This window comes from Saccharopolyspora sp. MMCC62 (assembly GCF_057736575.1).
Window position 1 is genome coordinate 187,558 of the sequence record NZ_JBYKCM010000001.1, and the last position, 22,390, is coordinate 209,947.

Below are 22,390 nucleotides of genomic sequence, written 5' to 3' on the forward strand. Positions count from 1 at the left end.
CCGCCTGACCGCCCGCCCGACCAGGAGGAGTGACGAGGATGTCGCTGACCGTGCACCAGCACCGCGAGCGGATCGGGCTGCCGGACGGCTCGCTGCTCGTCGACGGCGAGCGGCGCCCGGCCCGCTCCGGTCGCACCTGGACCCACCACCACCCCGCCACCCAGGAGGAGATCGGCACGTTCCCGGTCGCGGGCGCCGAGGACGTGGACGACGCGGTCCGCGCCGCCCGCCGCGCCTTCGACGAGGGCGAATGGCCGGGACTACCGGTCGGCCGCCGCGCCCGGTTGCTGCACCGGTACGCGGAATCGCTGCGCGCGCACGCCGAGGAACTGCGCGGGCTGCAGGCGCTGGACAACGGGGTGCCGCTGTCGTTCGGCACCGTCTACGCCGGTTCCGTGGACGTGGCCGCCGACGTCTTCGACCACCACGCCGGGTGGATCGACAAGGCCGGTGGTGAGACGCTGCCGCCGTACCAGGGCGGCGACCACCTGGCGATGACGCTGCGCGAACCGATCGGCGTGGTCGCCGCGATCCTGCCGTGGAACGCGCCGTTCCTGCTGTTCGCGCAGAAGGTCGCGCCCGCGCTGGCCGCCGGGTGCACCGTGGTGCTGAAGCCCTCCGAGCACGCGACGTTCTCGGTGCTGCGGATGGTGGAACTGCTCGTCGAGGCCGGGCTGCCCGGTGGGGCGCTCAACGTGGTCACCGGGACCGGCGAGATCACCGGCGAAGCGCTCATCACCCATCCGATGGTCGACAAGGTCAGCTTCACCGGCAGCCGCGAGGTCGGGCGGCGCATCGTCGAGGCCGCCGCGCCCACGTTCAAGCGGGTCTCGCTGGAACTTGGCGGCAAGAGCCCCGCGCTGGTGTTCCCGGACGCCGACGCCGGGATGGCGGGCATGACCGCGATGGGCATGGTGACGCTGGGGCTGTCCGGGCAGGCGTGCGTCGCGCACACCAGGGCGCTGGTGCACCGGGACGTCTACGACGAATTCCTCGGCGCCGCCGAGCTGATCGCCGCCTCGGTCACCTACGGCGACCCGTTCGACCCGGGCGTGCTGTCCAGCCCGCTGATCAACGAGCGGCAGCTGGAGCGGGTGCTGGGGCTGGTGGAGCGCGGCGAGCGGGACGGCGCCCGGCTGGTCACCGGCGGCGTGCGCGCCGACGGCGAGCTGGCGGCCGGGAACTTCGTCACCCCCGCGATCTTCGCCGAGGTGGACAACGGGATGGAGATCGCCCGCCAGGAGGTGTTCGGCCCGGTGCTGTCGGTGGTGCCGTTCACCGACGAGGACGAGGCGGTGCGGCTGGCCAACGATACCGAGTACGGGCTCGGCGCGGGCGTGTTCACCGCCGACGCGGCGCGGGCGTTCCGGGTCGCGCGGAAGCTGCGGGCGGGCACCGTCGGCATCAACGGGTTCCAGGTCGAACCGCACCTGCCGTTCGGCGGGTACAAGCAGTCCGGGCTGGGCCGCGAAGGCGGTCGCAGCGCCTACGAGGCCTACACCGAGCTGAAGTCGGTGCTGCTGCCGCTGACCGACGAGATGATGTGACGTGGCCGGGCTGCGCGACAAGGTCGCGATCATCACCGGTGCGGCGGGCGGGCAGGGCGCGGCCGCGGCGCGGCGCCTCGTCGCCGGCGGCGCGCGGGTGCTGCTCGGCGACGTCGCCGACGAGGCCGGTCGCGAGCTGGCCGCGGAACTCGGGGAGCACGCCCGGTTCCGGCACGTGGACGTCACCGACGAAGCCGACTGGGCCGGTGCCGTCGCGGCCGCCGAGGACGCGTTCGGGCCGGTCGACGTGCTGGTGAACAACGCGGGAGTGCTGCACCTGGCCCCGCTGGCCGAGACCGAGCCCGCCGACTTCGAACGCGTGGTGCGGATCAACCAGTTCGGCGCGTTCCTCGGCATGCGGGCGGTGCAGCGGTCGATGCCCGACGGCGGCTCCATCATCAACGTGTCCTCCGTGGAGGGACTGGCCGGGATGGCCGGTTCGATCGCCTACTCGGCGAGCAAGTTCGCGGTGCGCGGCATGACGAAGGTGGCCGCGCTGGAGCTCGGCCACCGCGGCATCCGGGTCAACTCGGTGCACCCCGGCGTGATCGACACGGCGATGGTGCGCGCGCAGGTGGGCGCCGCGCTGGACGACTTCGCCGCCGCCCGGCTCGCCCTCGGCCGCGTCGGACGACCCGACGAGGTCGCGAACCTGGTCGCGTTCCTCGCGAGCGACGACAGCTCCTACTGCACCGGCGCCGAATTCGTCGTGGACGGAGGTGCCACCGCAACGCATTCCCTGGCCCCGTGATCGGCCGAACCTCAGGTGGTGGAGCGATGGGTGTCGAAGTGGCGCGGCGCGGCCGCGCGAGCGGGGAGTCGCCGTGAACTCGCCCGGTTCCGGCCACCGCGTCCCGGCGAGCGCGGCCTTCGCCCAGGTCGGCAGGCTCGCCACGCTGTCCTGGGAAGTGCTGCGCGCCATGCCCCGGCGGCCGTTCCAGGTGCGGGAGTGGGTGCAGCAGGCGTGGCTGTTCGCGAGCGTCACCATCCTGCCGACCGCGCTGGTGGCCATCCCGTTCGGCGCGGTGATCGCCATGCAGCTCGGCTCGCTGACCCAGCAGATCGGCGCCCAGTCGTTCACCGGCGCGGCCAGCGCGCTGTCCATCCTGCAGCAGGCCAGCCCGCTGATCACCGCGCTGCTGGTGGCCGGGGCGGGCGGTTCGGCGGTGTGCGCGGACATCGGCGCCCGCACCATCCGTGAGGAGATCGACGCGATGGAGGTGCTCGGCGTCTCCGTCGTGCACCGGCTGATCGTGCCGCGCGTGCTCGGCGCCGTGTTCGTCGCGCTGCTGCTCAACGGGCTGGTGAGCGTGGTGGGCGTGGCCGGCGGCTACTTCTTCAACGTGGTGCTGCAGGGCGGCACGCCCGGGGCGTACCTGGCGAGCTTCAACGCGCTGGCGCAGCTGCCGGACCTCTACGTCAGCGAGTTCAAGGCGCTGCTCTACGGGTTCGTGGCCGGGGTGGTCGCCGCCTACCGGGGCCTGCACCCGGCCGGCGGGCCGAAGGGTGTCGGCGACGCGGTGAACCAGGCGGTGGTGATCACCTTCCTGCTGCTGTTCGCGATCAACCTGGTGATCACCGGGATCTACCTGCAACTCGTTCCGCCGAAGGAGTTGTGATGGTCGTGACCGAGCAGTACCTGCCGCCGCCGACGCCGTGGCGGCGCCGGTTCGCGCTGCTGTTCTCCCGCCCCGGTGACGCCCTCGCCGGGCTCGGGTGGCAGCTGGCGTTCTACCTGCGGGCCGTGGCGCTGGCGCCGCTGACGCTGCGCAAGTACCCGCGGGAGACGGGGCGGCTGCTCACCGAGGTGATGTTCGGCAGCGGTGCGCTGGCCGTCATCGGCGGCACGCTGGGCGTGATGATCGGGATGACGGTGTGCACCGGGGCGATCGTCGGCTTGCAGGGCTACTCCTCGCTGGACCAGCTCGGCACCTCCGCGCTGACCGGGTTCATCGCCGCCTACTTCGACACCCGCGAGGTCGCGCCGCTGTCGGCGGGGCTGGCGCTGTCGGCGACGGTCGGCTGCGGGTTCACCGCGCAGCTCGGCGCGATGCGCATCTCCGACGAGATCGACGCGCTCGAAGTGATGGGCGTGCGCACCGTGCCGTACCTGGTGACCAGCCGGGTGCTGGCCGGGCTCGCGGCGGTGATCCCGCTGTACGTGGTGGGGCTGCTCGGCTCCTACTTCGCGTCGCGGCAGATCACCGTGTGGTTCTACGGGCAGTCCGCGGGCACCTACGACCACTACTTCCACCTGTTCCTGCCGCCGCAGGACGTGCTGTGGTCGTTCGGGAAGGTGCTGGTGTTCAGCCTCGTGGTGATCTTGACGCACTGCTACTACGGGTACACCGCGCGCGGCGGGCCCGCGGGCGTGGGCATCGCGGTCGGGCGCGCGGTGCGCACCTCGATCGTGCTGGTGGCGGTGCTGGACTTCTTCCTGAGCCTGGCGATCTGGGGCTCCACCACGACCGTGCGGATCGCCGGATGAGGCGGCCGCGGCGGGACCGGCGCAGGCACCAGCTGCTCGGGCTGGTGTTCCTGCTGGTGTCCGCGCTGTTCTTCACCGGCATGATCGGCTTCTACCGGAAGTCGTTCACCCCCGTGGTGCCGGTCGTGCTGCACACCGACCGGGCGGGCAACGAGCTGCGCGCCGGTTCGGACGTCAAGGTGCGCGGCGTGCTCGTCGGCGAGGTGCGCGCGGTGCGGCCCGGACCGGACCGCGCCGAACTGGACCTGGCGCTGCGCCCCGAGATGGCCGAGCTGATCCCCGCCGACGCCACCGCGCGGCTGCTGCCGAAGACGTTGTTCGGGGAGCGCTACGTGTCCCTCGCCCACACCGGGCCCGGCACCGGCCCGCACCTGGTCGCGGGCGACGTGATCGGACAGGACCGCAGTTCCGCCGCGATCGAGGTGGAACGCGTCCTCGACGACCTGCTGCCGCTGCTGCAAGCCGTGCAGCCGCAGCAGCTCGCCGCCACGCTGAACGCGGTGTCGCAGGCGCTGGACGGGCGCGGTGCGCAGCTCGGGACCACGCTGCGCGACCTCGACGGCTACCTCGCCCGGTTCAACCCGTCGCTGCCGCGGCTGGGCACGGTGCTGGGCCGCGTCGACGACGTCGCCCGCACCTACCACGAGGCCGCCCCCGACCTGCTGCGCGCGATGCGCGACCTCACCACCACCAGCGGCACGATCGCGGAACGCCGCGATGCGTTCGAGCACGTCTGGAAGACCACCGCGGTCACCGCGGGGAACGCCACCCGGTTCCTGGACGCCAACGAGGACAACCTGATCCGGCTCGCGGCCGACTCGCGGTCCACAGTGGACCTGCTCGCCCGGTACGCGCCGCAGTACACCTGCGTGCTCGACCAGCTCACCCGCAGCATCCCCATCGCTGAGCGGGCGTTCGGCAAGGGCGACGCGAATCCGATGCAGAAGGTCACCATCGAGATCACCGGCAGCCGCGGCGAGTACCTGCCCGGCGTCGACACGCCCCGCTACGAGGACACCCGCGGGCCGCGCTGCTACCCGTGGGTCGAACCGCCGGACCGCTTCCCGCAGTACCCGCCCGGCGGGCCGCTGCAGGACGGCTCCACGCACCCGCCACCGCCGCACGGGCCGGGGGAGCAGCAACCCGCCGCCACCAGCCCGCAGGCCGCGGACGGGCCGCTGGCGAACTCGCCCGCCGAACGCGACCTGGTCGCCGCGCTGCTCGCCCCCGACCTGCACCGCGCCCCGAGCGGCGTGCCGGAGTGGAGCAGCGTGCTCGTCGGACCCGTCTACCGGGGTGCGGAGGTGGTGCTGCGATGAGGCCGGGATTGGCCGCACCGCTGGTGAAGCTGGCGCTGTTCACCCTCGTCACCGCGCTGCTCACCGGGCTGCTCGCGATGACCATCGCCGCTTCCGACGTCGGCGGCGGCACCCGCTACGCCGCCGAGTTCGACGACGCCTCCGGGCTCGGCGAGGGCGACGAGGTCCGCATCGCCGGGGTCCGGGTCGGGCAGGTCACCTCGCTGGAGGTCGTCGACGGGCGCCGGGCACTGGCCCGCTTCCAGGTCGACGCGGCGCGGCGGTTGCCCGCCGACACGATCGCCACCGTCAAGTACCGCAACCTCGCCGGGCAGCGCTACCTCTCCCTCGACGCCGCCCTCGAACCCGGCGAGCGGGTGCTGCCCGCCGACGCGGTGCTGCCCGTGGCCCAGACCCGGCCGGCGCTGAACCTCACCGCGCTGTTCAACGGGTTCCAGCCGCTGCTGCGCGCCCTCGAACCCGGCGACGTCAACCGGCTCTCCGGCGAACTCGTCCAGGTGCTGCAAGGGGAAGGCGGCACGGTGCAGAGCATCCTCGCGCACACCGCATCGCTGACCGGGACGCTCGCCGAGAAGGACCAGGTCATCGGGCAGGTCATCGACAACCTCAACGCCGTGCTCGCCCAGGTCGGCGCCCGCGGACCGGAACTCGCCGGGCTCGTCGACGCGCTGCAGCGCCTCGTCAGCGGTTTCGCCGCGCAACGCGAGCCGATCGGCGACGCCGTGAGCGCCCTCGACGAGCTCACCGGCACCACCGCCGGGCTGCTGCGCGACGCCCGCCCGCCGTTGCGCGAGGACGTCGCCGCGCTCGGCGACCTGTCGGCGAACCTCAACGCCGGGCTGCCGCAGCTGGAGCACGACCTGCGGACGCTGCCCGGACGGCTCGACTCGCTGACCCGCACCGTCGGCTACGGCAGCTGGTTCAACTTCTACCTGTGCCGCCTCACCGGAACCGTCGGCATCTCCGGGCTCGACGTGCGCGCCCAGGTGCTGCCGCTGCCCCCGACCCGGATGCCCGAGAGGTGCCGCCCATGAGCACCGCGCTGCGCGACCGCGACCAGGCCACCGTCGGCGTCCTCGCCCTCGGGCTGCTGACCGCCGTGGCGCTGCTGGCGTTCTTCGCGAACGACCTGCCGCTGCTCGGCGGCACCACCTACTCCGCGCGGTTCACCGAATCGGCCGGGCTCGACGCGGGCGACGACGTGGAGGTCGCCGGGGTGCGGGTCGGCGAGGTCACCGAGGTGCGGCTGGACGGGAACCGGGTGCTGGTGCGGTTCCGCGTCGAGGACGTGCCCGTCGGGGACCGCAGCACCGCCTCCATCCAGCTGAAGACCTTGCTGGGCGCGAAGAACCTGGCGCTGCGGCCGGACGGCGCGCACCCGCAGGACCCGGACCGCGCCATCCCCGACGCGCGCACCGAGGTGCCCTTCGACATCCCCGACGCCCTCGACCAGGTCGCCCGCAGCACCGGGCAGGTGGACACCGAGCAGCTCGCGCGCAGCTTCCAGGTGCTGTCCGAGAGCCTGCGCGGCGGCGAGCAGCACCTCGGCGGCGCCGTGGACGGGCTCGCCGCCCTGTCCCGCACCATCGCCTCCCGCGACGAGCAGCTCGCCGAACTGCTGCACCACGCCGCCGACGTCAGCGGCATCGCCGCCGACCGCGACGCGCAGGTCGCCCGGCTCGTCGGCGACGGGAACCTGCTGCTCGGCGAGCTCCAGCAGCGCCGCGAGTCCCTCGCCTCGCTGCTGCGCGGCACCCAGGACCTGTCCGCGCAGCTGCGCGGGCTCATCGCCGACAACCAGCAGCGGCTGAACCCGGCGCTGCGCGAACTGCAGCAGGTCACCGCCATGCTGCAGCGCAACCAGGACCAGGTGGCGGCCACCATCGCCGCGCTGCGGCCCTACGTCACCGGGTTCAACAACACCGTCGGCAACGGGCGCTGGTTCGACGGCTACCTGTGCGGGCTCGTCCCGCCGACGGTCGACACCGGTCCGCTGCAGGTGAACCCGCACGGCTGCGACCTCCGGGGAGGTGGGCGATGAACCGGCGACCGATGACCGCGTTGCTGGCCTTCGGCTGCGTGCTGGTGCTGCTGATCAGCGGCGCGCTGTGGTGGGTGTTGCGCGACCCCGGCACCCGCATCACCGCCTACTTCGAGCGGGCCGTGGGCCTGTACCCGCAGTCCGCGGTGCGGGTGCTGGGGGTGGAGGTCGGCCACGTCGCCTCGGTGCGGCCCGACGGCGGCCGGGTGCGGGTGGAGCTGAGCGTGGACCGCGGGGTCCGCATCCCGGCCGCGGCCGGCGCGGTCGTGGTGGCGCCCAGCCTGGTCAGCGACCGGTACGTGCAGCTCACCCCCGCCTACGAAGGCGGGCCGGAACTGGCCGCGGGCGCGGTGCTCGGCACCGACCGCACCATGATCCCCGCCGACCTCGACGACCTGTACCGCAGCGCCAACGCGCTCACCGAAGCCCTCGGGCCGGACGGCGCCAACCGGGACGGGGCGCTGTCGGACCTGCTCGGCACCGCCGCGGCGAACCTCGACGGCAACGGGGTGAAGCTGAACGAGACGGTGCGTAGGCTCGGCGAACTGTCGGCCACCCTCGACGGCTCGCACGGCGACCTGTTCGCCACCGTCGACCACCTCAACGAGTTCACCGCGACGCTGGCCGCCAACGACGCGCAGGTGCGGGACTTCCACACCCGGCTCGCCGATGTGGCCGGGTTCCTCGCCGACGAGCGGCAGCAGACCGCCGCCGCGCTGCACTCGCTGACGGGCGCGCTCACCGAGCTCGACGGGTTCGTGCGGGACAACCGGGATTCGGTGACCGCCAACGTCGACCAGCTCGCCGACGTGACCCGGGCGCTGGTGGAGCAGCGGGAGGCGCTCGGCGAAGTGCTCGACATCGCCCCGACCGGGATGAGCAACTTCATCAACGCCTACGACGCCGCCTCCGGCACCGTCGCGGTGCGCGCCAACATCAACGAGCTCACCTTCCCGCCGGTGCTGCTGGTGTGCAAGCTGCTGCAGACCTCCGCGCCCGCCCAGGTCCCGCCGGAGCTGGGGCGGACCTGCGCGGAGCTGGCCGGGGTGCTCGACGGTGTCCTCCCGCTGCCCTCGCCCGGCGAAGCGGTCGACCACCTGTCCCGCGGGGAGCTCCCGCCGCTGCCGCTCGGCCTCGGTGGCCCGTGATGCGCCGGGCGCTCGGGTGCTGCGCGCTGCTGCTGGTCACCGGTTGCGGCGCCCCGCTGCAGGACGCGCCGCTGCCGGGTGGCGCCGACCTGGGTGACCACCCGTACCAGGTGCGGGTGCGGTTCGCCGACGTCCTCGACCTGGTGCCGCAGGCCGGGGTGAAGGTCGACGACGTACCCGTCGGCAAGGTCCGCGGCATCGGGCTCGCCCCGGACAACGCCACCGCGGTGGTCACCCTCGTGGTCAACGGGGACGTGCGGCTGCCCGCCAACGCCGAGGCGCGGCTGCGGCAGTCCAGCCTGCTGGGGGAGAAGTTCGTCGAACTCGCCCCACCGGCCGAACCCGCCCGCGACGCGCTGCGCGACGGCGCGGAGATCCCGCTGGAGCGCACCGACCGCAACCCGCAGGTCGAAGAGGTGCTCGGCGCGCTGTCGCTGCTGCTCAACGGCGGCGGGGTGGCGCAGCTCAACGGCATCGTCGAGGAACTCGACCGCGCGCTCGGCGGCAACGAGCCGCAGGTCCGCTCGCTCCTGTCCAGAGTGGACGAAGCGGTGTTCCGGCTGGACGCGCAGAAGCAGGACATCACCCGCGCCCTCGACGGGGTGAACCGGCTCTCCGCCGACCTGCGCGGACAGCTCGACGACCTCACCACCGGGCTGGACGGGCTCGAACCCGGGCTGCGCGTCCTGGAGCGGCAGCGCGGCGACCTGGTGCGGATGCTGCAGTCCCTCGACCGGTTCTCCCAGGTCGCGGTGCGCACCGCCGACGCGAGCCGGGACGACCTGGTCGCCGACCTCGAAGCGCTCGCGCCCACGCTGCGCGAACTCGCGAAGGCGGGCACCGACCTGCCGAAGGCCATCGGCTACCTGGCCAGCTACCCGTTCCCGGAGGACGCGATGGTGCCGCTCAAGGGGGATTTCGTGAACGTCGACGTGGACCTCGACCTGGACCTGACCAGTGTGCTCGGCAACCTGTCGAACAGCAGCGGGCCGCTGCTGCCGCTGCCGGGGATCTCCGACGGCTCCGGGGCACCGCTCCCGCTCGGGGGGCCGTGATGTTCGGCAGGGCCACGAAGATCCGGCTGGGGCTGTTCCTGCTCATCGCCGTCGTCGGCATCGGGTTCACCGGCGCCCGCTACGCGGGGCTGGACCGGTTGTTCGGGGCGGGCGGCTACGCCGTCGTGGTGGAGGTGCCCGACACCGGCGGGGTGTTCACCAACTCGGAGGTCACCTACCGGGGAGTGGCGGTCGGGCGGGTCACCGGGGTGCGGCTCACCGATGGCGGAGCGGCGCTGGACCTGCACGTCGACTCCGCCGCCCCGCCCATCCCCGCGAACGCGCGCGCCGCGGTGGCGAACCGCTCGGCGGTGGGGGAGCAGTACCTCGACCTGCGGCCCGACGACGAGCCCGGGCCGGTGCTGCGGGACGGATCGGTGATCCCCGCCGAGCGCGTCGAGCTGCCGCCCGCGCCGGAATCGCTGCTGCTGAACCTGGACCGGCTCGTCGCGGACGTGCCGCTGGACGCGCTGCGCACCGTCGTCGCGGAATCCGGCACCGCGTTGCAGGGCACCGGGCCGCACCTGCAGCGGATGCTGGACAGCACCGGGTCGCTCATCGCCGCCGCCGACCGGAACCTGCCGAGCACCACCGCGCTGCTGGCGAACTCCGACGTGGTGCTGCGCACCCAGCAGCGGCAATCCGGGCAGATCATCGAGTTCAGCCGCGGCCTGCGCCAGGTCGCCGAGCAGCTGCGCGCCTCCGACCCCGACCTGCGGCGGCTCGCCGACGTCGCGCCACCCGCCGCCGAACAGCTCGACGGGCTGCTGCGCGACAGCGGCAGCGGGCTCGCCGCGACCACCGCGAACCTGCTCACCACCGTCCGGCTGCTCGACGTCCGCGGGCCCGCGCTGGAGAACGTGCTGGTGGCGATGCCGATGATGTCGGCGACCAGCCACAGCGCCCAGGACGGCGACGGGCGCGGCCACCTGGGCGTGGTGCTCAACTTCTTCAACCCGCTGGCCTGCGAGAAGGGCTACGAGGGCACCGAGCGGCGGCTCGGCGACGACACCACGCCGATCCCGGCGAACCCGGACATCCACTGCGCCGAACCACCGGACAGCCCCACCAACGTCCGCGGCTCCGCCAACGTCCCCCGCGCCCCGATTCCCGACGCGGTGCCGGTGCCCGCCGCCGAGCCGCCGCTGCCGTTCCCGCTGCCACCGCCGTGAACCGGTTTCCTCGCCAGGTGAGTGGCCCATTCGCCCAGCCTCGTCGGTCCGGTGGGCCACTCACCTCGAGCCCAGGGCACCGGGGAGGGCTTCGAGGCGGCGGCGGTGCTCGCGGGGCGTGCCGAACAGCTGCGCGGTGCCGTGGGCGCGTTTGAGGTGCAGGTGCGCCTCGTGCTCCCAGGTGATGCCGATGCCGCCGTGCAGCTGGACGCCTTCGGCGGCCACGTCCCGGTAGGTCTCGCAGCACAGCGACTTCGCCATCGAGGCCCACGCGGACCCGCGCTCGTCGCGGGTGCCGACCGCCCAGCTCGCGGCGTACGAGAGCGAGCGGGCGGATTCCACCGCCACGTACAGGTCGGCCAGCCGGTGCTTGATCGCCTGGAACGAGCCGATCGGCCTGCCGAACTGCACGCGGGTCTGCACGTGGCCGACGATCTCGCCGAGCCACCGGTCCGCGGCACCGATGCACTCGGCGGCGAGCAGCACCGCCGCCGCGTCCCGGCAGCGCGCCAGCACCGGCCCGGCAGCCCCGGTCGGCCCGGCAGCCCCGATCGGTCCGGCCGCCCTGATCGGTCCGGCCGCTCCGATCGGCACAGCGGGCGCCGCCGCCAGCTCCACCGCGCACAGCGGCCGCGTCGAGTCGACGGTCGGCTGCGGCAGCACCGCGACCGCCGCCGCGTCCACCTCGAACAGCGCGGGCCCGTCCGGGCTGGTCGCGACGACGAGGAACGCGTCCGCCCGGGCTCCGTCGAGCACGAAGCTCTTGCACCCGTCCAGCAGCCACGTCCCCGCGTCGAGCCGCGCGGTGGTGGCGAATCCCGCGTCCCGCCACGGGTTCTCCGGTTCGGCCCACGCCAGCGCCACCAGCCGCTCGGCGGCGGCGATGCCCGGTAGCAGCCGGTCGGCGGCCGCCGGATCGCCCGCGGCCAGCAGGGCTTCGACGGCGAGCGCGGTGCCGCCGACGAACGGGGACGGGACGAGCCTGCGCCCGAGTTCCTCGGCGACGAGGCAGCTCTCCACCAGGGTGGCGCCGCTGCCGCAGTACTCCTCGGGGACGGTCAGCCCGGCGGCACCGATCTCCGCGCCGAGCCGCCGCCACAGCTCCGGGTCGTGCCCGGCCGGCGCGGGCGCCGGCGGTGGCGCGGGCACGTGCGGCCCGCCGTCCCGGTCCAGCAGGGCGCGCACCGCCAGCCGGAGGCCCCACTGCTCCTCGGTGAACGCGAAGTGCACGAAATTCTCTCCTCTCGGCTTCCGTTGCACAGGTCTCGGGTGGCGGAACCTCAGCTGCTCCCTCGCTGCGGGATCGATTTCACCGGTGGCTCCGCCACAGGAGAAATCGCTGTCCTCGCGAGGAAGCAGCTGAGAACCCGCTGCGGTGCGAGTTGCTCGGGTGGTCGGCGGCTCAGCGGCTGCGCCGCTGACAGGAGAACGATCGGGCCCGGCACCCGGGTTCGTGGATGGGGTGTCAGGTTCCGATGTTCGTGGTGTTCCCGGTGGCGAGGGCGTCCGCGATTCGTCGCCGGTGCCAGGACGGGCCGCCCCAGGCACCGCGCAGCGCGGTGGCCTTCAGCGACCAGAGGTGCAGCGGATGTTCGGCGGTGTAGCCGATCGCGCCGTGCACCTGCAGCGCGGTGCGCGCGGCCAGGTGCGCGGCCTCGGCCGCCGCGAGCTTCGCCGCCGACGCGTCGCGCGGTGCGAGCGGTGTGCCCGCGTCCCGCGACAGGCACGCCCCGTGCAGCAGCGGCCGCGCGAACTCCAGCCGCAGCGCCACGTCCGCCAGCCGGTGCTTGACCGCCTGGAAGCTCCCCACCGGCCTGCCGAACTGGTGCCGGTCCCGCACGTGCCGCACCGAGTCGTCCAGCAGCCGCCGCCCGATGCCGAGCAGCTGCGCCGCGCACGCCAGCACCCCGGCGTCGAACGCCGCCGCCGGGTGCGCCCCGGCCACCGCGGTGCCCGCGGAACCGAGCGCGCAGAGCCGCCGTGCCGGATCGATCGACCGCTCCGGCGCACCGACGGGCTCCGCCCGGAACACCTGCGACCCGGCGCAGCGGTACGCGGCCGCGGCCACGTCGGCGTCCAGCGCGCGCGGCACCACCTCGTCGAACGCGACCGCGAGCACCGCCCGGCCGACGGCGAGTTCCGGCAGCCGGTGCTGATCGTCGCTGCCCGCCAGCAGCGCGGGCGCGACCGCCACGGTCTCCACGACCGGACCGGGCAGTCCCGCGTAACCGAGTTCTTCCAGGCACACCGCGGTCTCCACCGCGCCCAGCCCGAGCCCGCCGAGCTCGCCGGGCACCGCGACGCCGCACACCCCCACTTCGCCGAGCCGCTCCCAGCAGCCCCACCACGGCGCCGCGTCCCCGCCCGCCCAGGCGCGCGCCACCGCGGGCCCGTCCGCGCCGGTCAGCAGCGCGCGCAGCGACTCGGCCATGTCCTGCTGGGCGGTGGTGCGGGTGAACCTCATCGCGGCTCCCGGGGCAGGCCGAGCAGCCGCTCGGCGACGACGTTGCGCTGGATCTCGTTGGTGCCCGCGTAGATCGGCCCGGCCAGCGCGAACAGGTGGCCCTCCGCCCACGACCCGCCGTCCGGCGCGCCCGGGGAGTCGGCGGCCAGCTCGCCGTCCGGGCCGAGCAGCTGCAGCGCCGTCTCGTGCAGCGCGATGTCCAGTTCGGACCAGAACAGCTTGCTGCGGCTCGTCTCCGCGCCGATCCGCGCCCCGTCGAGCACCTCCGTCACCGTCTCGAAGGTCGCCAGCCGGTAGGCCTGCGCGCCGACCCACGCGTCCACCACCCCGTCCCGCACCTCCGGGTCCGCGTCGCGCGCCCGCCAGGCCCGCACCAGCCGGCGCGCCGCCGCCAGGAACCGGCCGGGGCTGCGCAGCGACAGGCCGCGTTCGCTGCTCGCGGTGCTCATCGCGACCCGCCAGCCCTCGCCGACGCCGCCGAGCACGTCCTCGTCCGGCACGAACACCTCGTCCAGGAAGATCTCCGCGAACGCCGGCTTCCCGTCCAGCCGGGGGATCGGACGCACCACCACGCCTTCGGCGTCCAGCGGGAACAGGAAGTAGGTGAGCCCGCGGTGCCGCTGCGCGTCCGGATCGGTGCGGAACAGCCCGAACGCGCGGTCGGCGAAGGCGGCCCGCGAGCTCCACGTCTTCTGCCCGGACAGCCGCCAGCCGCCCGGCACCCGGTGGGCGCGGCTGCGGATCCCGGCGAGGTCGCTGCCCGCCTCCGGTTCCGACCAGGCCTGCGCCCAGATCTCCGCCCCGGACGCCATCGGCGGCAGGTAGCGCTCCCGCTGCCGCGGCGTGCCGTGCTCGAACATCGTCGGCGCCAGCAAGAAGATGCCGTTCTGCCCGACCCGGCCCGGCGCCCCGGCCGCGTGGTACTCCTCCTCGAACAGCAGCCACCGCACCAGGGACGCGTCCCGGCCGCCGAACTCCACCGGCCAGGACACCACCGACAGCCGGGCTTCGTGCAGGACGCGTTCCCACGCGCGGTGCGCGGCGAACCCGGGCGCGGTCTCCAGCGACGGCAGCGGTTCCGGCGGCAGGTGGGCCGCGAGCCACGCCCGCACCTCGTCGCGGAACGCCAGGTCCTCGGCGGAGAAGCTCAGGTCCACGGCGGCCTCCGGTTCAGCGGGTCGGGCCGTCGTCGGCGGCCCGCTTCATGCCCTTCGCGTCCATCCCGGCGAGCGAGTCGCCGCCGATCTCGGCGTTGTGCGCGTGCGCCAGGTGGTGCAGCCCGAACGCCGAGTCGAGTCCGCTGTGCCTGCCCATCAGGTCCTCGGCCTGGTTGACGGCCTTCTTCGCCAGCGCCAGCCCGAACCGGGGCATCGCCGCGACCTCCGCGGCCAGCGCCAGCGAGGCCTCGGCGAGCCGGTCGCGCGGCACCACCTCGGTGACCATGCCGATCTCGTGCGCCCGCCGCGCGCTCAGCTTCCTGCCGGTGAACAGCAGTTCCTTCGCGACCCGCGGCCCCAGCACCCACGGGTGCACGAAGTACTCGACGCCCGGAATCCCCATCCGCACCACCGGATCGGCGAAGAACGCGTCCTCGGCGGCCACGACCAGGTCGCACACCCACGCCAGCATCAGCCCGCCCGCCACGCACGCGCCCTGCACGCTCGCGATCACCGGTTTCGGCATCTCCCGCCAGCGGCGGCACATGCCCAGGTACACCTCCTGCTCGCGGGCGAAGCGGGACTCGCCGCCGGACTTGCCGACGTGGCCCCACCACAGCCCGGCGCGGCGCTCGAAGTCCACGTCCGCGTCCCGGCCGGGCGAGCCGATGTCGTGGCCCGCCGAGAAGTGCTCGCCCGCCCCGGCCAGCACGATCGTCCCGACCTCGTCGTCGGCGCAGGCCCGGTAGAAGGCGTCGTCGAGCGCGTAGGTCATCGCGGAGTTCTGCGCGTTGCGGTACCGCGGCCGGTTCATCGTCACCACGGCGGTCCGCTCGACCCGCGCGTAGCGCACCACCGGTTCGTCGTCGGCCATCGTCTGCTCCTCGTCGCGGGAGTCGCCCGGCCACCCGAGGCTAACCGACACTAGCAAGTGCTTGGTAGGGGTTGATTTTCCGCTGGACTGCTGCAGAATCCGAACCGCGAGGTGGAAGGCGGTGCCCGGATGGATCTCACCGACAGCCCGGCCGAGGCGGCGTTCCGCCGCGAGGTCCGCGACTGGCTCGGCGATCACCTCACCGGCGAGTTCGCCGACGCCCGCGGGCTGGGCGGGCCGGGGCGCGAGCACGAGGCGTTCGAGGTGCGGCTCGCCTGGGACCGGCTGCTCGCGGCGGGCGGCTGGACCTGCCTGGGCTGGCCGGTGGAGCACGGGGGCCGCGGTGCCTCCACCGCGCAGCAGGTGATCTTCCACGAGGAGTACGCGCGGGCCGAGGCACCGGTGCGCGTCGGCCACGTCGGCGAGGAGCTGCTCGGCCCCACGCTCATCGCCTTCGGCAGCGCGGAGCAGCGGCGCCGGTTCCTGCCGGAGATCGTCGCGGTCCGCGAGCTGTGGTGCCAGGGCTACTCGGAACCGTCCGCGGGCTCGGACCTGGCGAACGTGTCCACCCGGGCGCGCCGCGACGGGCCGGACTGGGTGATCGACGGGCAGAAGACGTGGACCTCGCTGGCGCACCAGGCCGACTGGTGCTTCCTGCTCGCCCGCACCGGACCGCCGGGGCAGCGCCACCGCGGGCTGTCCTGCCTGCTGGTGCCGATGCGGCAGCACGGCGTCGAGGTGCGGCCCATCGTCCAGCTCACCGGCACCTCCGAGTTCAACGAGGTGTTCTTCGACGGCGCCCGCACCGACGCCTCCCACCTCGTCGGCGAGGCCGGCGCGGGCTGGCGGGTCGCGATGGGCACCCTCGGCTTCGAACGCGGCGTCGGCACCATCGACCAGCAGGTGGTGTTCCGGCGCGAACTGGAACGCATCACCGCCCTCGCCCGCCGCAACGGGGCGATGGACGACCCCGTGCTGCGGGACGCGATCAGCCGGGCGTGGATCGGGCTGGAAGTGATGCGGTTCCACGCGCTGCGCACCCTGACCGGCGTCGCCGAGGGCACCGCGGGACCGGAGGCCTCCACCGCGAAGCTGTACTGGGCCACCTTCCACCGCGGCCTCGGCGAACTCGCGATGGAGGTCGCCGGAGCGGCCGGGCTGGTCGCGGCCGGCGCGCCGTACGAGCTCGACGAGCGGCAGCGGCTGTTCCTGTTCTCCCGCGCCGACACCATCTACGGCGGCTCCAACGAGATCCAGCGCACCATCATCGCCGAGCGGGTGCTCGGTCTGCCGAAGGAGGCCCGGCCGTGACCGCTCCCGCCGAACCCGCGCCGCACGCGCTGCTGACCGGCCGGACCGCGCTCGTCACCGCGGCCGCGGGCACCGGGATCGGCGCGGCCACCGCGCGCCGGATGCTGCGCGAAGGCGCCCGCGTCGTGCTCAGCGACCGGCACGAGCGGCGGCTGGAGGACACCCGGGCGGAACTCGCCGCGCTGCCCGGCGCGGAGGTGCTCGCGGTGCCGTGCGACGTCACCGACGAGCAGCAGGTGCGGCACCTGTTCGACGCCGCCACCAATGAGTTCGGGCGGCTCGACGTGGTCGTCAACAACGCCGGGCTCGGCGGCACGGCCGCGATCCAGGACATGACCGACGAGCAGTGGGACGGCGTCCTCGACGTCACCCTCAACGGCACGTTCCGCTGCACCCGCGCCGCGATCCGGCACTTCCGGGACGCCGGCGGCGGGGGAGCGGTGGTGAACAACGCCTCGGTGGTCGGCTGGCGCGCGCAGGCCGGGCAGGCGCACTACGCGGCCGCGAAGGCCGGGGTGATGGCGTTGACCCGGTGCGCCGCCCTCGACGCCGCCGAGCACGGGATCCGGGTGAACGCGGTGGCGCCGAGCCTGGTGCTGCACCCGCACCTGGCGAAGGTGACCTCCGCGCCACTGCTCGCGGAGCTCGAATCCCGCGAGGCGTTCGGCCGGTCCGCCGAGCCCTGGGAGGTCGCGAACACCATCGTGTTCCTCGCCTCCGACTACGCCACCTACCTGACCGGGGAAGTCCTCTCGGTCAGCAGCCAGCACCCCTGAACTCCGGCGAGCGAGCACCGCAGGTGAGTGGCCCATTCGACCGAGCAGAACGGGTGAATGGGCCATTGACCTCGGCGTGGTGAGAGGATGGCGGCATGGTGGGAAGCAAGCGCTCGGCCGGGACGGCCGTGGAGGCGACCGGCTCGCGGCGGCGGGCGGAACTGCTCGCGATCGCCGCGGAACTGTTCGCCCGGCGGGGATTCGTGGTCACCACCGTCCGCGAGATCGCCGACGCCGCGGGCATCCTGTCCGGCAGCCTCTACCACCACTTCGACTCCAAGGAGTCGATGGTCGACGAGATCCTGCGCGAGTTCCTCGGCTACCAGCAGGAGCTCTACGCCGAGGTGCTGCGCGAGGACCTCGACCCGCGCGCCACCATCACCGAACTGGTGCGCCGCTCGTTCCAGGCCATGGACCGGTACCGCTCGGCGGTGACGATCTACCAGAACGAGGCCAAGTACCTGGCGCAGTTCGACCGGTTCGCCTACCTGCGCCGCGCGGGCAACGACTTCGAGCGCACCTGGACCAAGGTGCTGCAGCAGGGGCAGCAGGACGGCGTGTTCCGCGACGACCTGCACGTCAAGATCGCCTACCGGTTCATCCGGGACACGGTGTGGACGACCGTGCACTGGTACAACCCGCGGGGCAGGCTCAACGCGCAGGTCATCGCCGACCAGCACGTGGCGCTGCTGTGCGAGGGGATCATGGCGCAGCGGGGCTGACCCGCGCGGCGGTCTCGCCGAGCACGCGGGCGGCGTCCGCGACGATCCGCGCCACCAGGTCCGCGCAACCGGGCAGCTCGTCGAGCGCGCCCACCACCTGCCCGGCGGGCAGCACGCCGGCCTCGGTGTCGCCGCGCACCAGGCCCGCCTCGATCAGCGCGGGCGTGTTGGCGGCCAGCAGCACCGCGCTCCACGGCATCTCGCGGCGGCGCCGCATCGACCGGCCTTCGGCGAGCACCGCGCGCCAGGTCAGCCCGCTGCCGGCCTTGAACGCCGCCGCCCGCCGCAGCGCGCCGGGCAGCCGCCGCCACCGGGATTCGGCGGTGTCGGTGAGCGCGCTGCGCAGCATCCGGTGCGGCATCCCGTCCACCCGCTCGGTCACCAGCGCCTCGTGCGCGCCCGCGGCGAGGTAGCGCCGCTTCACCTCGTCCGGCACCGGGCTGTCGCTGGTGAGCAGGAACCGGGTGCCCATCCCGATCCCGGCCGCGCCGTAGCAGAGCGCGGCGGCGAGCCCGCGGCCGTCGAAGAACCCGCCCGCGGCGATCACCGGCAGGTCCACCGCGTCCAGCACCTGCGGCAGCAGCACGGTGGTAGCGACCGGACCCGTGTGGCCGCCGCCTTCGCCGCCCTGCACCAGCACCGCGTCCGCGCCCCAGGCCGCGACCTTCTCGGCGTGCCTGCGCGCGCCGACGGAGGGGATCACCACGACGCCCGCGTCCTTGAGCCTGCCGACGAGCCGCTCGGCGGGCAGCAGCGCGAACGAGGCGACCGGCACCCGTTCGCGGATGAGCAGGTCGACCCGTTGTTCGGCGTCGGCGGCGTCGGCGCGCAGATTCACCCCGAACGGCCGGTCGGTGCGCTCCCGGACCTCCCGGATCGCGGCGGCCAGCCGCTCGTGGCTCATGGTGGCGGAGGCGAGGATGCCGAGCGCCCCCGCTTCCGCGGTGGCCGACACGAGCCGCGGCCCGGCGACCCAGCCCATCCCGGTCTGCACGATCGGATGGCGCACCCCGGTCAACCGGCACAGCGCGGTGTCCAGCCGCGGCGCGCTCACGCGGGCACCTCCCGGTGCCGCAGCCCGTCCGGGTCCAGCCTGCCGCGGATCAGCTCCAGCTCCTCGCCCGTGGGCACCCGGGTCTCGGCGACCGCCGAGGTGTCCAGCTCGAAGCCGGTGCGCTCCTGCACTTCGCGCACGGTCGTGCCCGGGTGCACCGAGCGCAGCCGCATCGTCCGGTCCGGCCCGGCGAAGTCGAGCACCGCCAGGTCGGTGACCACCACCCGCACGTCGTGGAACCGACCGGCGGCACCGGTGGCCCGGTCGTGCCCGACGCCGCAGACCAGGTCGACGCGTTCCACGAAGGTGCGTTCGCCGTGCTTCGGCACCCAGTAGTTCGTGACGTGGTTGACGCTGTTGCCCGGCGCCCCGCGCACCCCGATCAGCTGCACCTTCGGCCGCTCCCACGGCCCGATGCGGGAGATGTTCTGGTTGCCGTGCCGGTCGAGCTGGGTGGCGCCCATCATCACCCGCCTGCGCCCGCCCGCGAGCAGGTCGAGGACCCGCCGGTACGGCATCCAGCCCTCGGCGATGGTCGCCTCGGATTCGCGGCCCAGCGGGGGCGGTTCGGCCAGCAGCACCGCCTCCCCGTCGGTGAGCAGCAGGTCCGGGGCCGTGGTCAACCGGGCCAGCCGGGCGCCGAGCGAGGGGATCAGCCCGAACGGGGAGGCCAGCACCTCCCCGGCGTCGCGCCAGCTGTCGGCGCAGGCCACGGCGCACACCTCCGCCCTGGTCGCGTCCATCACCCGTCCACCTCCCGCGCCGCGTCCACCGCGGCCTGGTAGGACCGTTCGTCCCCGGCGAGGAACTCGTCGTGGAACGCCCGCCAGCTCGCCTCGTCGGCGGCCGCCGCGGCGTAGCGGCGCTGGAACGCCTCGTCCCGCTCGTAGTCCGGGGCGCACGAGGTGAAGTGCGCGCCACGCGGGGTCTCCGCGACCGCGTCCACGTGGGTGCGGTCCAGCAGCAGCGACTGCACCGGCCCGGCCCGCAGCAGTTCCCCGGTCGGCACCACCCGTTCGCAGCTGAGGTAGCCGTGGTCGGCGGCGGCGCACATCAGGTCGTCGAAGTACGGGTCGGGCCCGAGGTACTGGGCGTTGCCGTGCCGGTCGGCGCGGTTGAGGTGCACCAGCGCCGCGTCCAGCCGCAGCGCGGGCATCGCCAGCAGCTCCTCGCCGTCCGGGTAGGGGGAGCGCACCGTGCGCAGCTCCGGGTTGAGCGCGGGCACGTCGGAGCCGAGCCCGGCGCGGGTCGGCAAGAACGGCAGCCGCGCCGCCGCGGCGCGCAGGCCCGCCAGCACCATGCCCTCGTCGTACTCGGCGACCGCCGGTTCTCCGCGCTGGCGCGCCGCCCGGAAGTGCGGGTCCAGCGGGATCGAATCCAGCGACACGAACCCGTGCACCACCTTCCGCAGCCTGCCCGCCGCGGCCAGCAGGCCGACGTCCGGGCCGCCGAAGGAGACCAGCGTCAGATCGCGCACCTCGGTGCGCAGGATCGCCCGCACCAGCGCCATCGGCTTGCGCCGGGAACCCCAGCCGCCGATGCCGATGGTCATCCCGCTGCGCAGGCGCCCCGCTATCTCGTCGGGGCTCACCAGCTTGTCCCGCACCGCCCTCACCGTCCCCGCTCGGAGTCGCCGTGCACGAACTCCGCCCGCGCCCGGTCGGACACCCCGCTGAGGTTGAGCTCGAAGGTGAAGCCCTGCTCGAACCGGTAGCTGCGGTGCACGTCGACCGGGTCGATGCCGTTGAGCGATTCCTTGGCCTTGCGGATGACCAGCGGGTCCTTCGCCGCGATCTCACCCGCGAGCTCCAGCGCCGCCGCGTGCAGCCGGGCCGGTTCGACGACGTCCCACACCGAGCCGAAGTCCGCGAGCCGCCGGGCCGAGACGGTGCGCCCGGTGTAGAACATGGCGCGCGCGAAGTGCGGCGGCACCAGCCGGGACAGGTGGGTGGCGGCGCCGAGCGCGCCCCGGTCCACCTCCGGCAGCCCGAAGTAGGCGTCCTCGCTCGCCAGCACCACGTCCGAGTTCCCGACCAGCCCGATGCCGCCGCCCAGGCAGAACCCGTGCACCGCGCTGAGCACCGGCACCGGGCATTCGTAGACCTCGCGGAAGGCCTCGTAGCAGCCGCGGTTGACCTCGATCAGCTTGTCGTGCCCGGGATCGGCGGCGAGTTCTTTGATGTCCACGCCCGCGTTGAACCCGCGGCCCTCGGCCCGCAGCACGAGCACCCGGACGTCGGGATCGGCGCCTTGCCCGCGGACGGCGGCGGCGAGTTCGAACCAGCCGCGCGCGGGGAGCGCGTTCACCGGTGGGTGGTCGACGGTCAGCACCGCGATTCCGTTGTCGTGGCGGTGGATTCGGACTGTCATGGCATCACCGAACCTAGCACTTGTTAGGTTGATCCTGGTACGGTAGCAACCGCCGCGAAGTTCCCGCCAGAGGCGACGCGGCACCGGATTTCCCCGCAGCCGCAACGAGTTCCGGAGGGGTGTCATGGGCGTCGAGATCGACCTGTCCGGCAGGGTCGCGCTGGTGACCGGCGGGACGCGCGGCATCGGCGCGGGCATCGCGGCGGTGCTGCGGCGCGCGGGCGCGCGGGTGTGGGTGTGCTCCCGGAACCCGCCGGAGGTGCCGGCGGCGGCCGAGTTCCGGACGGCCGACGTGCGCGACCCGGAACAGGTGGACGAGCTGATCGCGGCGATCGTGCGCGCGGAGGGCAGGCTCGACGTGCTGGTGAACAACGCCGGGGGAGCGCCGCCCGCGGACACCGCCACCGCCTCGCCGCGGTTCCACGCGAAGGTCGTCGAGCTGAACCTGCTGGCACCGCTGCTGGTCAGCCAGCGGGCGTGGCCGGTGCTGCGGGAGACCGGCGGCTCCATCACCATGATCAGCAGCGTGGCGGCGCGGCGGCCCGCGCCCACCATCGCCGCTTACGCGGCCGCGAAGGCCGGGCTGGAGAACCTGACCCGCACGCTCGCGCTGGAGTTCGCGCCCGCGGTGCGGGTGAACGCGGTCGCGGTCGGGGTGGCGAGCACCGAGAACTTCGCCGAGCACTTCGGCGCCACGGCGCGGGATTCCGGCTTCGCGGAGGGGATTCCGCTGGGCCGCCCGGCGGAACCGGAGGAGGTCGGCGCGCTGTGCGCGTTCCTCGCCTCACCGCTGGCGGGCTACCTGACCGGGGACGTGCTGTCCGTGCACGGCGGCGGTGCGCCGCACCCGAACCTGGCGCGGCCGGCCGAGCGGTTCCAGGCGCCGCGCTGA

Annotated in this window: 22 protein-coding genes; 14 read left to right on the plus strand and 8 right to left on the minus strand. The window is 74.0% G+C overall.

What is annotated here, in order from left to right; translation table 11 throughout:
- Nucleotides 1-38: 38 nt before the first annotated feature.
- The 10 genes from AC29IT_RS00890 to AC29IT_RS00935 all read left to right on the plus strand — a co-directional run bounded on the left by AC29IT_RS00890 (nt 39) and on the right by AC29IT_RS00935 (nt 10,770).
- The gene (locus AC29IT_RS00890) at nt 39-1,547 is read left to right on the plus strand and encodes an aldehyde dehydrogenase family protein (RefSeq protein ID WP_488217476.1); all 1,509 of its coding nucleotides are present in this window, start codon (nt 39-41) and stop codon (nt 1,545-1,547) included.
- Nucleotide 1,548: 1 nt separating this feature from the next.
- A complete protein-coding gene (locus AC29IT_RS00895; RefSeq protein WP_358441699.1) occupies nt 1,549-2,298 on the plus strand; it encodes a glucose 1-dehydrogenase in 750 nt (249 codons plus the stop codon).
- A 73-nt stretch (nt 2,299-2,371) separates the two neighbouring features.
- Nucleotides 2,372-3,166: an MlaE family ABC transporter permease gene (locus AC29IT_RS00900; protein ID WP_358441702.1), complete on the plus strand. Its 795-nt coding sequence runs from the start codon at nt 2,372-2,374 to the stop codon at nt 3,164-3,166.
- A complete protein-coding gene (locus tag AC29IT_RS00905; RefSeq protein WP_358441705.1) occupies nt 3,166-4,035 on the plus strand; it encodes an MlaE family ABC transporter permease in 870 nt (289 codons plus the stop codon). The genes AC29IT_RS00900 and AC29IT_RS00905 overlap by 1 nt, the downstream gene beginning before the upstream one ends.
- A complete protein-coding gene (locus AC29IT_RS00910) occupies nt 4,032-5,354 on the plus strand; it encodes an MCE family protein (protein ID WP_488217477.1) in 1,323 nt (440 codons plus the stop codon). The genes AC29IT_RS00905 and AC29IT_RS00910 overlap by 4 nt, the downstream gene beginning before the upstream one ends.
- Nucleotides 5,351-6,388, plus strand: a complete 1,038-nt coding sequence (locus AC29IT_RS00915) for an MCE family protein (protein WP_488217478.1) — start codon at nt 5,351-5,353, stop codon at nt 6,386-6,388. Before AC29IT_RS00910 ends, AC29IT_RS00915 begins: the two co-directional genes overlap by 4 nt.
- Nucleotides 6,385-7,395, plus strand: coding sequence for an MCE family protein (locus tag AC29IT_RS00920; RefSeq protein WP_488217479.1), 1,011 nt, complete (start codon nt 6,385-6,387; stop codon nt 7,393-7,395). Before AC29IT_RS00915 ends, AC29IT_RS00920 begins: the two co-directional genes overlap by 4 nt.
- On the plus strand, nt 7,392-8,543 hold the full coding sequence (locus AC29IT_RS00925) for an MCE family protein (protein WP_488217480.1): 1,152 nt from the start codon (nt 7,392-7,394) through the stop codon (nt 8,541-8,543). Before AC29IT_RS00920 ends, AC29IT_RS00925 begins: the two co-directional genes overlap by 4 nt.
- Nucleotides 8,543-9,598, plus strand: coding sequence for an MCE family protein (locus AC29IT_RS00930; RefSeq protein ID WP_488217481.1), 1,056 nt, complete (start codon nt 8,543-8,545; stop codon nt 9,596-9,598). Before AC29IT_RS00925 ends, AC29IT_RS00930 begins: the two co-directional genes overlap by 1 nt.
- On the plus strand, nt 9,598-10,770 hold the full coding sequence (locus AC29IT_RS00935) for an MCE family protein (protein WP_488217482.1): 1,173 nt from the start codon (nt 9,598-9,600) through the stop codon (nt 10,768-10,770). Before AC29IT_RS00930 ends, AC29IT_RS00935 begins: the two co-directional genes overlap by 1 nt.
- A 60-nt stretch (nt 10,771-10,830) precedes the next feature.
- Here the strand turns inward: AC29IT_RS00935 and AC29IT_RS00940 are convergent, their stop codons facing one another.
- From AC29IT_RS00940 to AC29IT_RS00955, 4 genes are all read right to left on the minus strand, one after another.
- Nucleotides 10,831-12,000: an acyl-CoA dehydrogenase family protein gene (locus AC29IT_RS00940; RefSeq protein ID WP_488217483.1), complete on the minus strand. Its 1,170-nt coding sequence runs from the start codon at nt 11,998-12,000 to the stop codon at nt 10,831-10,833.
- A gap of 235 nt (nt 12,001-12,235) precedes the next feature.
- On the minus strand, nt 12,236-13,234 hold the full coding sequence (locus AC29IT_RS00945; RefSeq protein ID WP_488217484.1) for an acyl-CoA dehydrogenase family protein: 999 nt from the start codon (nt 13,232-13,234) through the stop codon (nt 12,236-12,238).
- Complete coding sequence (locus tag AC29IT_RS00950; protein WP_488217485.1) at nt 13,231-14,391, minus strand: acyl-CoA dehydrogenase family protein; 1,161 nt, start codon at nt 14,389-14,391, stop codon at nt 13,231-13,233. Before AC29IT_RS00950 ends, AC29IT_RS00945 begins: the two co-directional genes overlap by 4 nt.
- Nucleotides 14,392-14,404: 13 nt before the next feature.
- Complete coding sequence (locus AC29IT_RS00955) at nt 14,405-15,265, minus strand: enoyl-CoA hydratase (RefSeq protein ID WP_488217486.1); 861 nt, start codon at nt 15,263-15,265, stop codon at nt 14,405-14,407.
- A 129-nt stretch (nt 15,266-15,394) separates the two neighbouring features.
- Here AC29IT_RS00955 and AC29IT_RS00960 point away from each other — a divergent pair, with 129 nt between their 5' ends.
- The 3 genes from AC29IT_RS00960 (at nt 15,395) to AC29IT_RS00970 (ending at nt 18,074) form a co-directional block, all read left to right on the plus strand.
- Nucleotides 15,395-16,576, plus strand: coding sequence for an acyl-CoA dehydrogenase family protein (locus AC29IT_RS00960; protein WP_358445209.1), 1,182 nt, complete (start codon nt 15,395-15,397; stop codon nt 16,574-16,576).
- Entirely contained in the window at nt 16,573-17,352 is a 780-nt protein-coding gene (locus AC29IT_RS00965; protein ID WP_358445212.1) for an SDR family oxidoreductase, read from the plus strand. Before AC29IT_RS00960 ends, AC29IT_RS00965 begins: the two co-directional genes overlap by 4 nt.
- Nucleotides 17,353-17,447: 95 nt before the next feature.
- Complete coding sequence (locus tag AC29IT_RS00970; RefSeq protein ID WP_488217487.1) at nt 17,448-18,074, plus strand: TetR/AcrR family transcriptional regulator; 627 nt, start codon at nt 17,448-17,450, stop codon at nt 18,072-18,074.
- Here AC29IT_RS00970 and AC29IT_RS00975 read toward each other — a convergent pair.
- Genes AC29IT_RS00975 through AC29IT_RS00990 form a run of 4 tightly spaced genes read right to left on the minus strand, consistent with a single transcriptional unit; the run spans nt 18,055 to nt 21,498 of the window.
- The gene (locus AC29IT_RS00975; RefSeq protein WP_358445270.1) at nt 18,055-19,113 is read right to left on the minus strand and encodes an NAD(P)H-dependent flavin oxidoreductase; all 1,059 of its coding nucleotides are present in this window, start codon (nt 19,111-19,113) and stop codon (nt 18,055-18,057) included. The genes AC29IT_RS00970 and AC29IT_RS00975 overlap by 20 nt on opposite strands.
- A gap of 11 nt (nt 19,114-19,124) precedes the next feature.
- Entirely contained in the window at nt 19,125-19,871 is a 747-nt protein-coding gene (locus tag AC29IT_RS00980) for a CoA-transferase subunit beta (RefSeq protein WP_488217488.1), read from the minus strand.
- Nucleotides 19,871-20,734, minus strand: a complete 864-nt coding sequence (locus AC29IT_RS00985; RefSeq protein WP_358445220.1) for a CoA transferase subunit A — start codon at nt 20,732-20,734, stop codon at nt 19,871-19,873. The genes AC29IT_RS00980 and AC29IT_RS00985 overlap by 1 nt, the downstream gene beginning before the upstream one ends.
- Before the next feature lie 5 nt (nt 20,735-20,739).
- On the minus strand, nt 20,740-21,498 hold the full coding sequence (locus AC29IT_RS00990) for an enoyl-CoA hydratase family protein (protein WP_358445223.1): 759 nt from the start codon (nt 21,496-21,498) through the stop codon (nt 20,740-20,742).
- Nucleotides 21,499-21,622: 124 nt separating this feature from the next.
- Between AC29IT_RS00990 and AC29IT_RS00995 the strand changes: the two genes are divergently transcribed.
- Complete coding sequence (locus AC29IT_RS00995) at nt 21,623-22,390, plus strand: SDR family oxidoreductase (RefSeq protein WP_488217489.1); 768 nt, start codon at nt 21,623-21,625, stop codon at nt 22,388-22,390.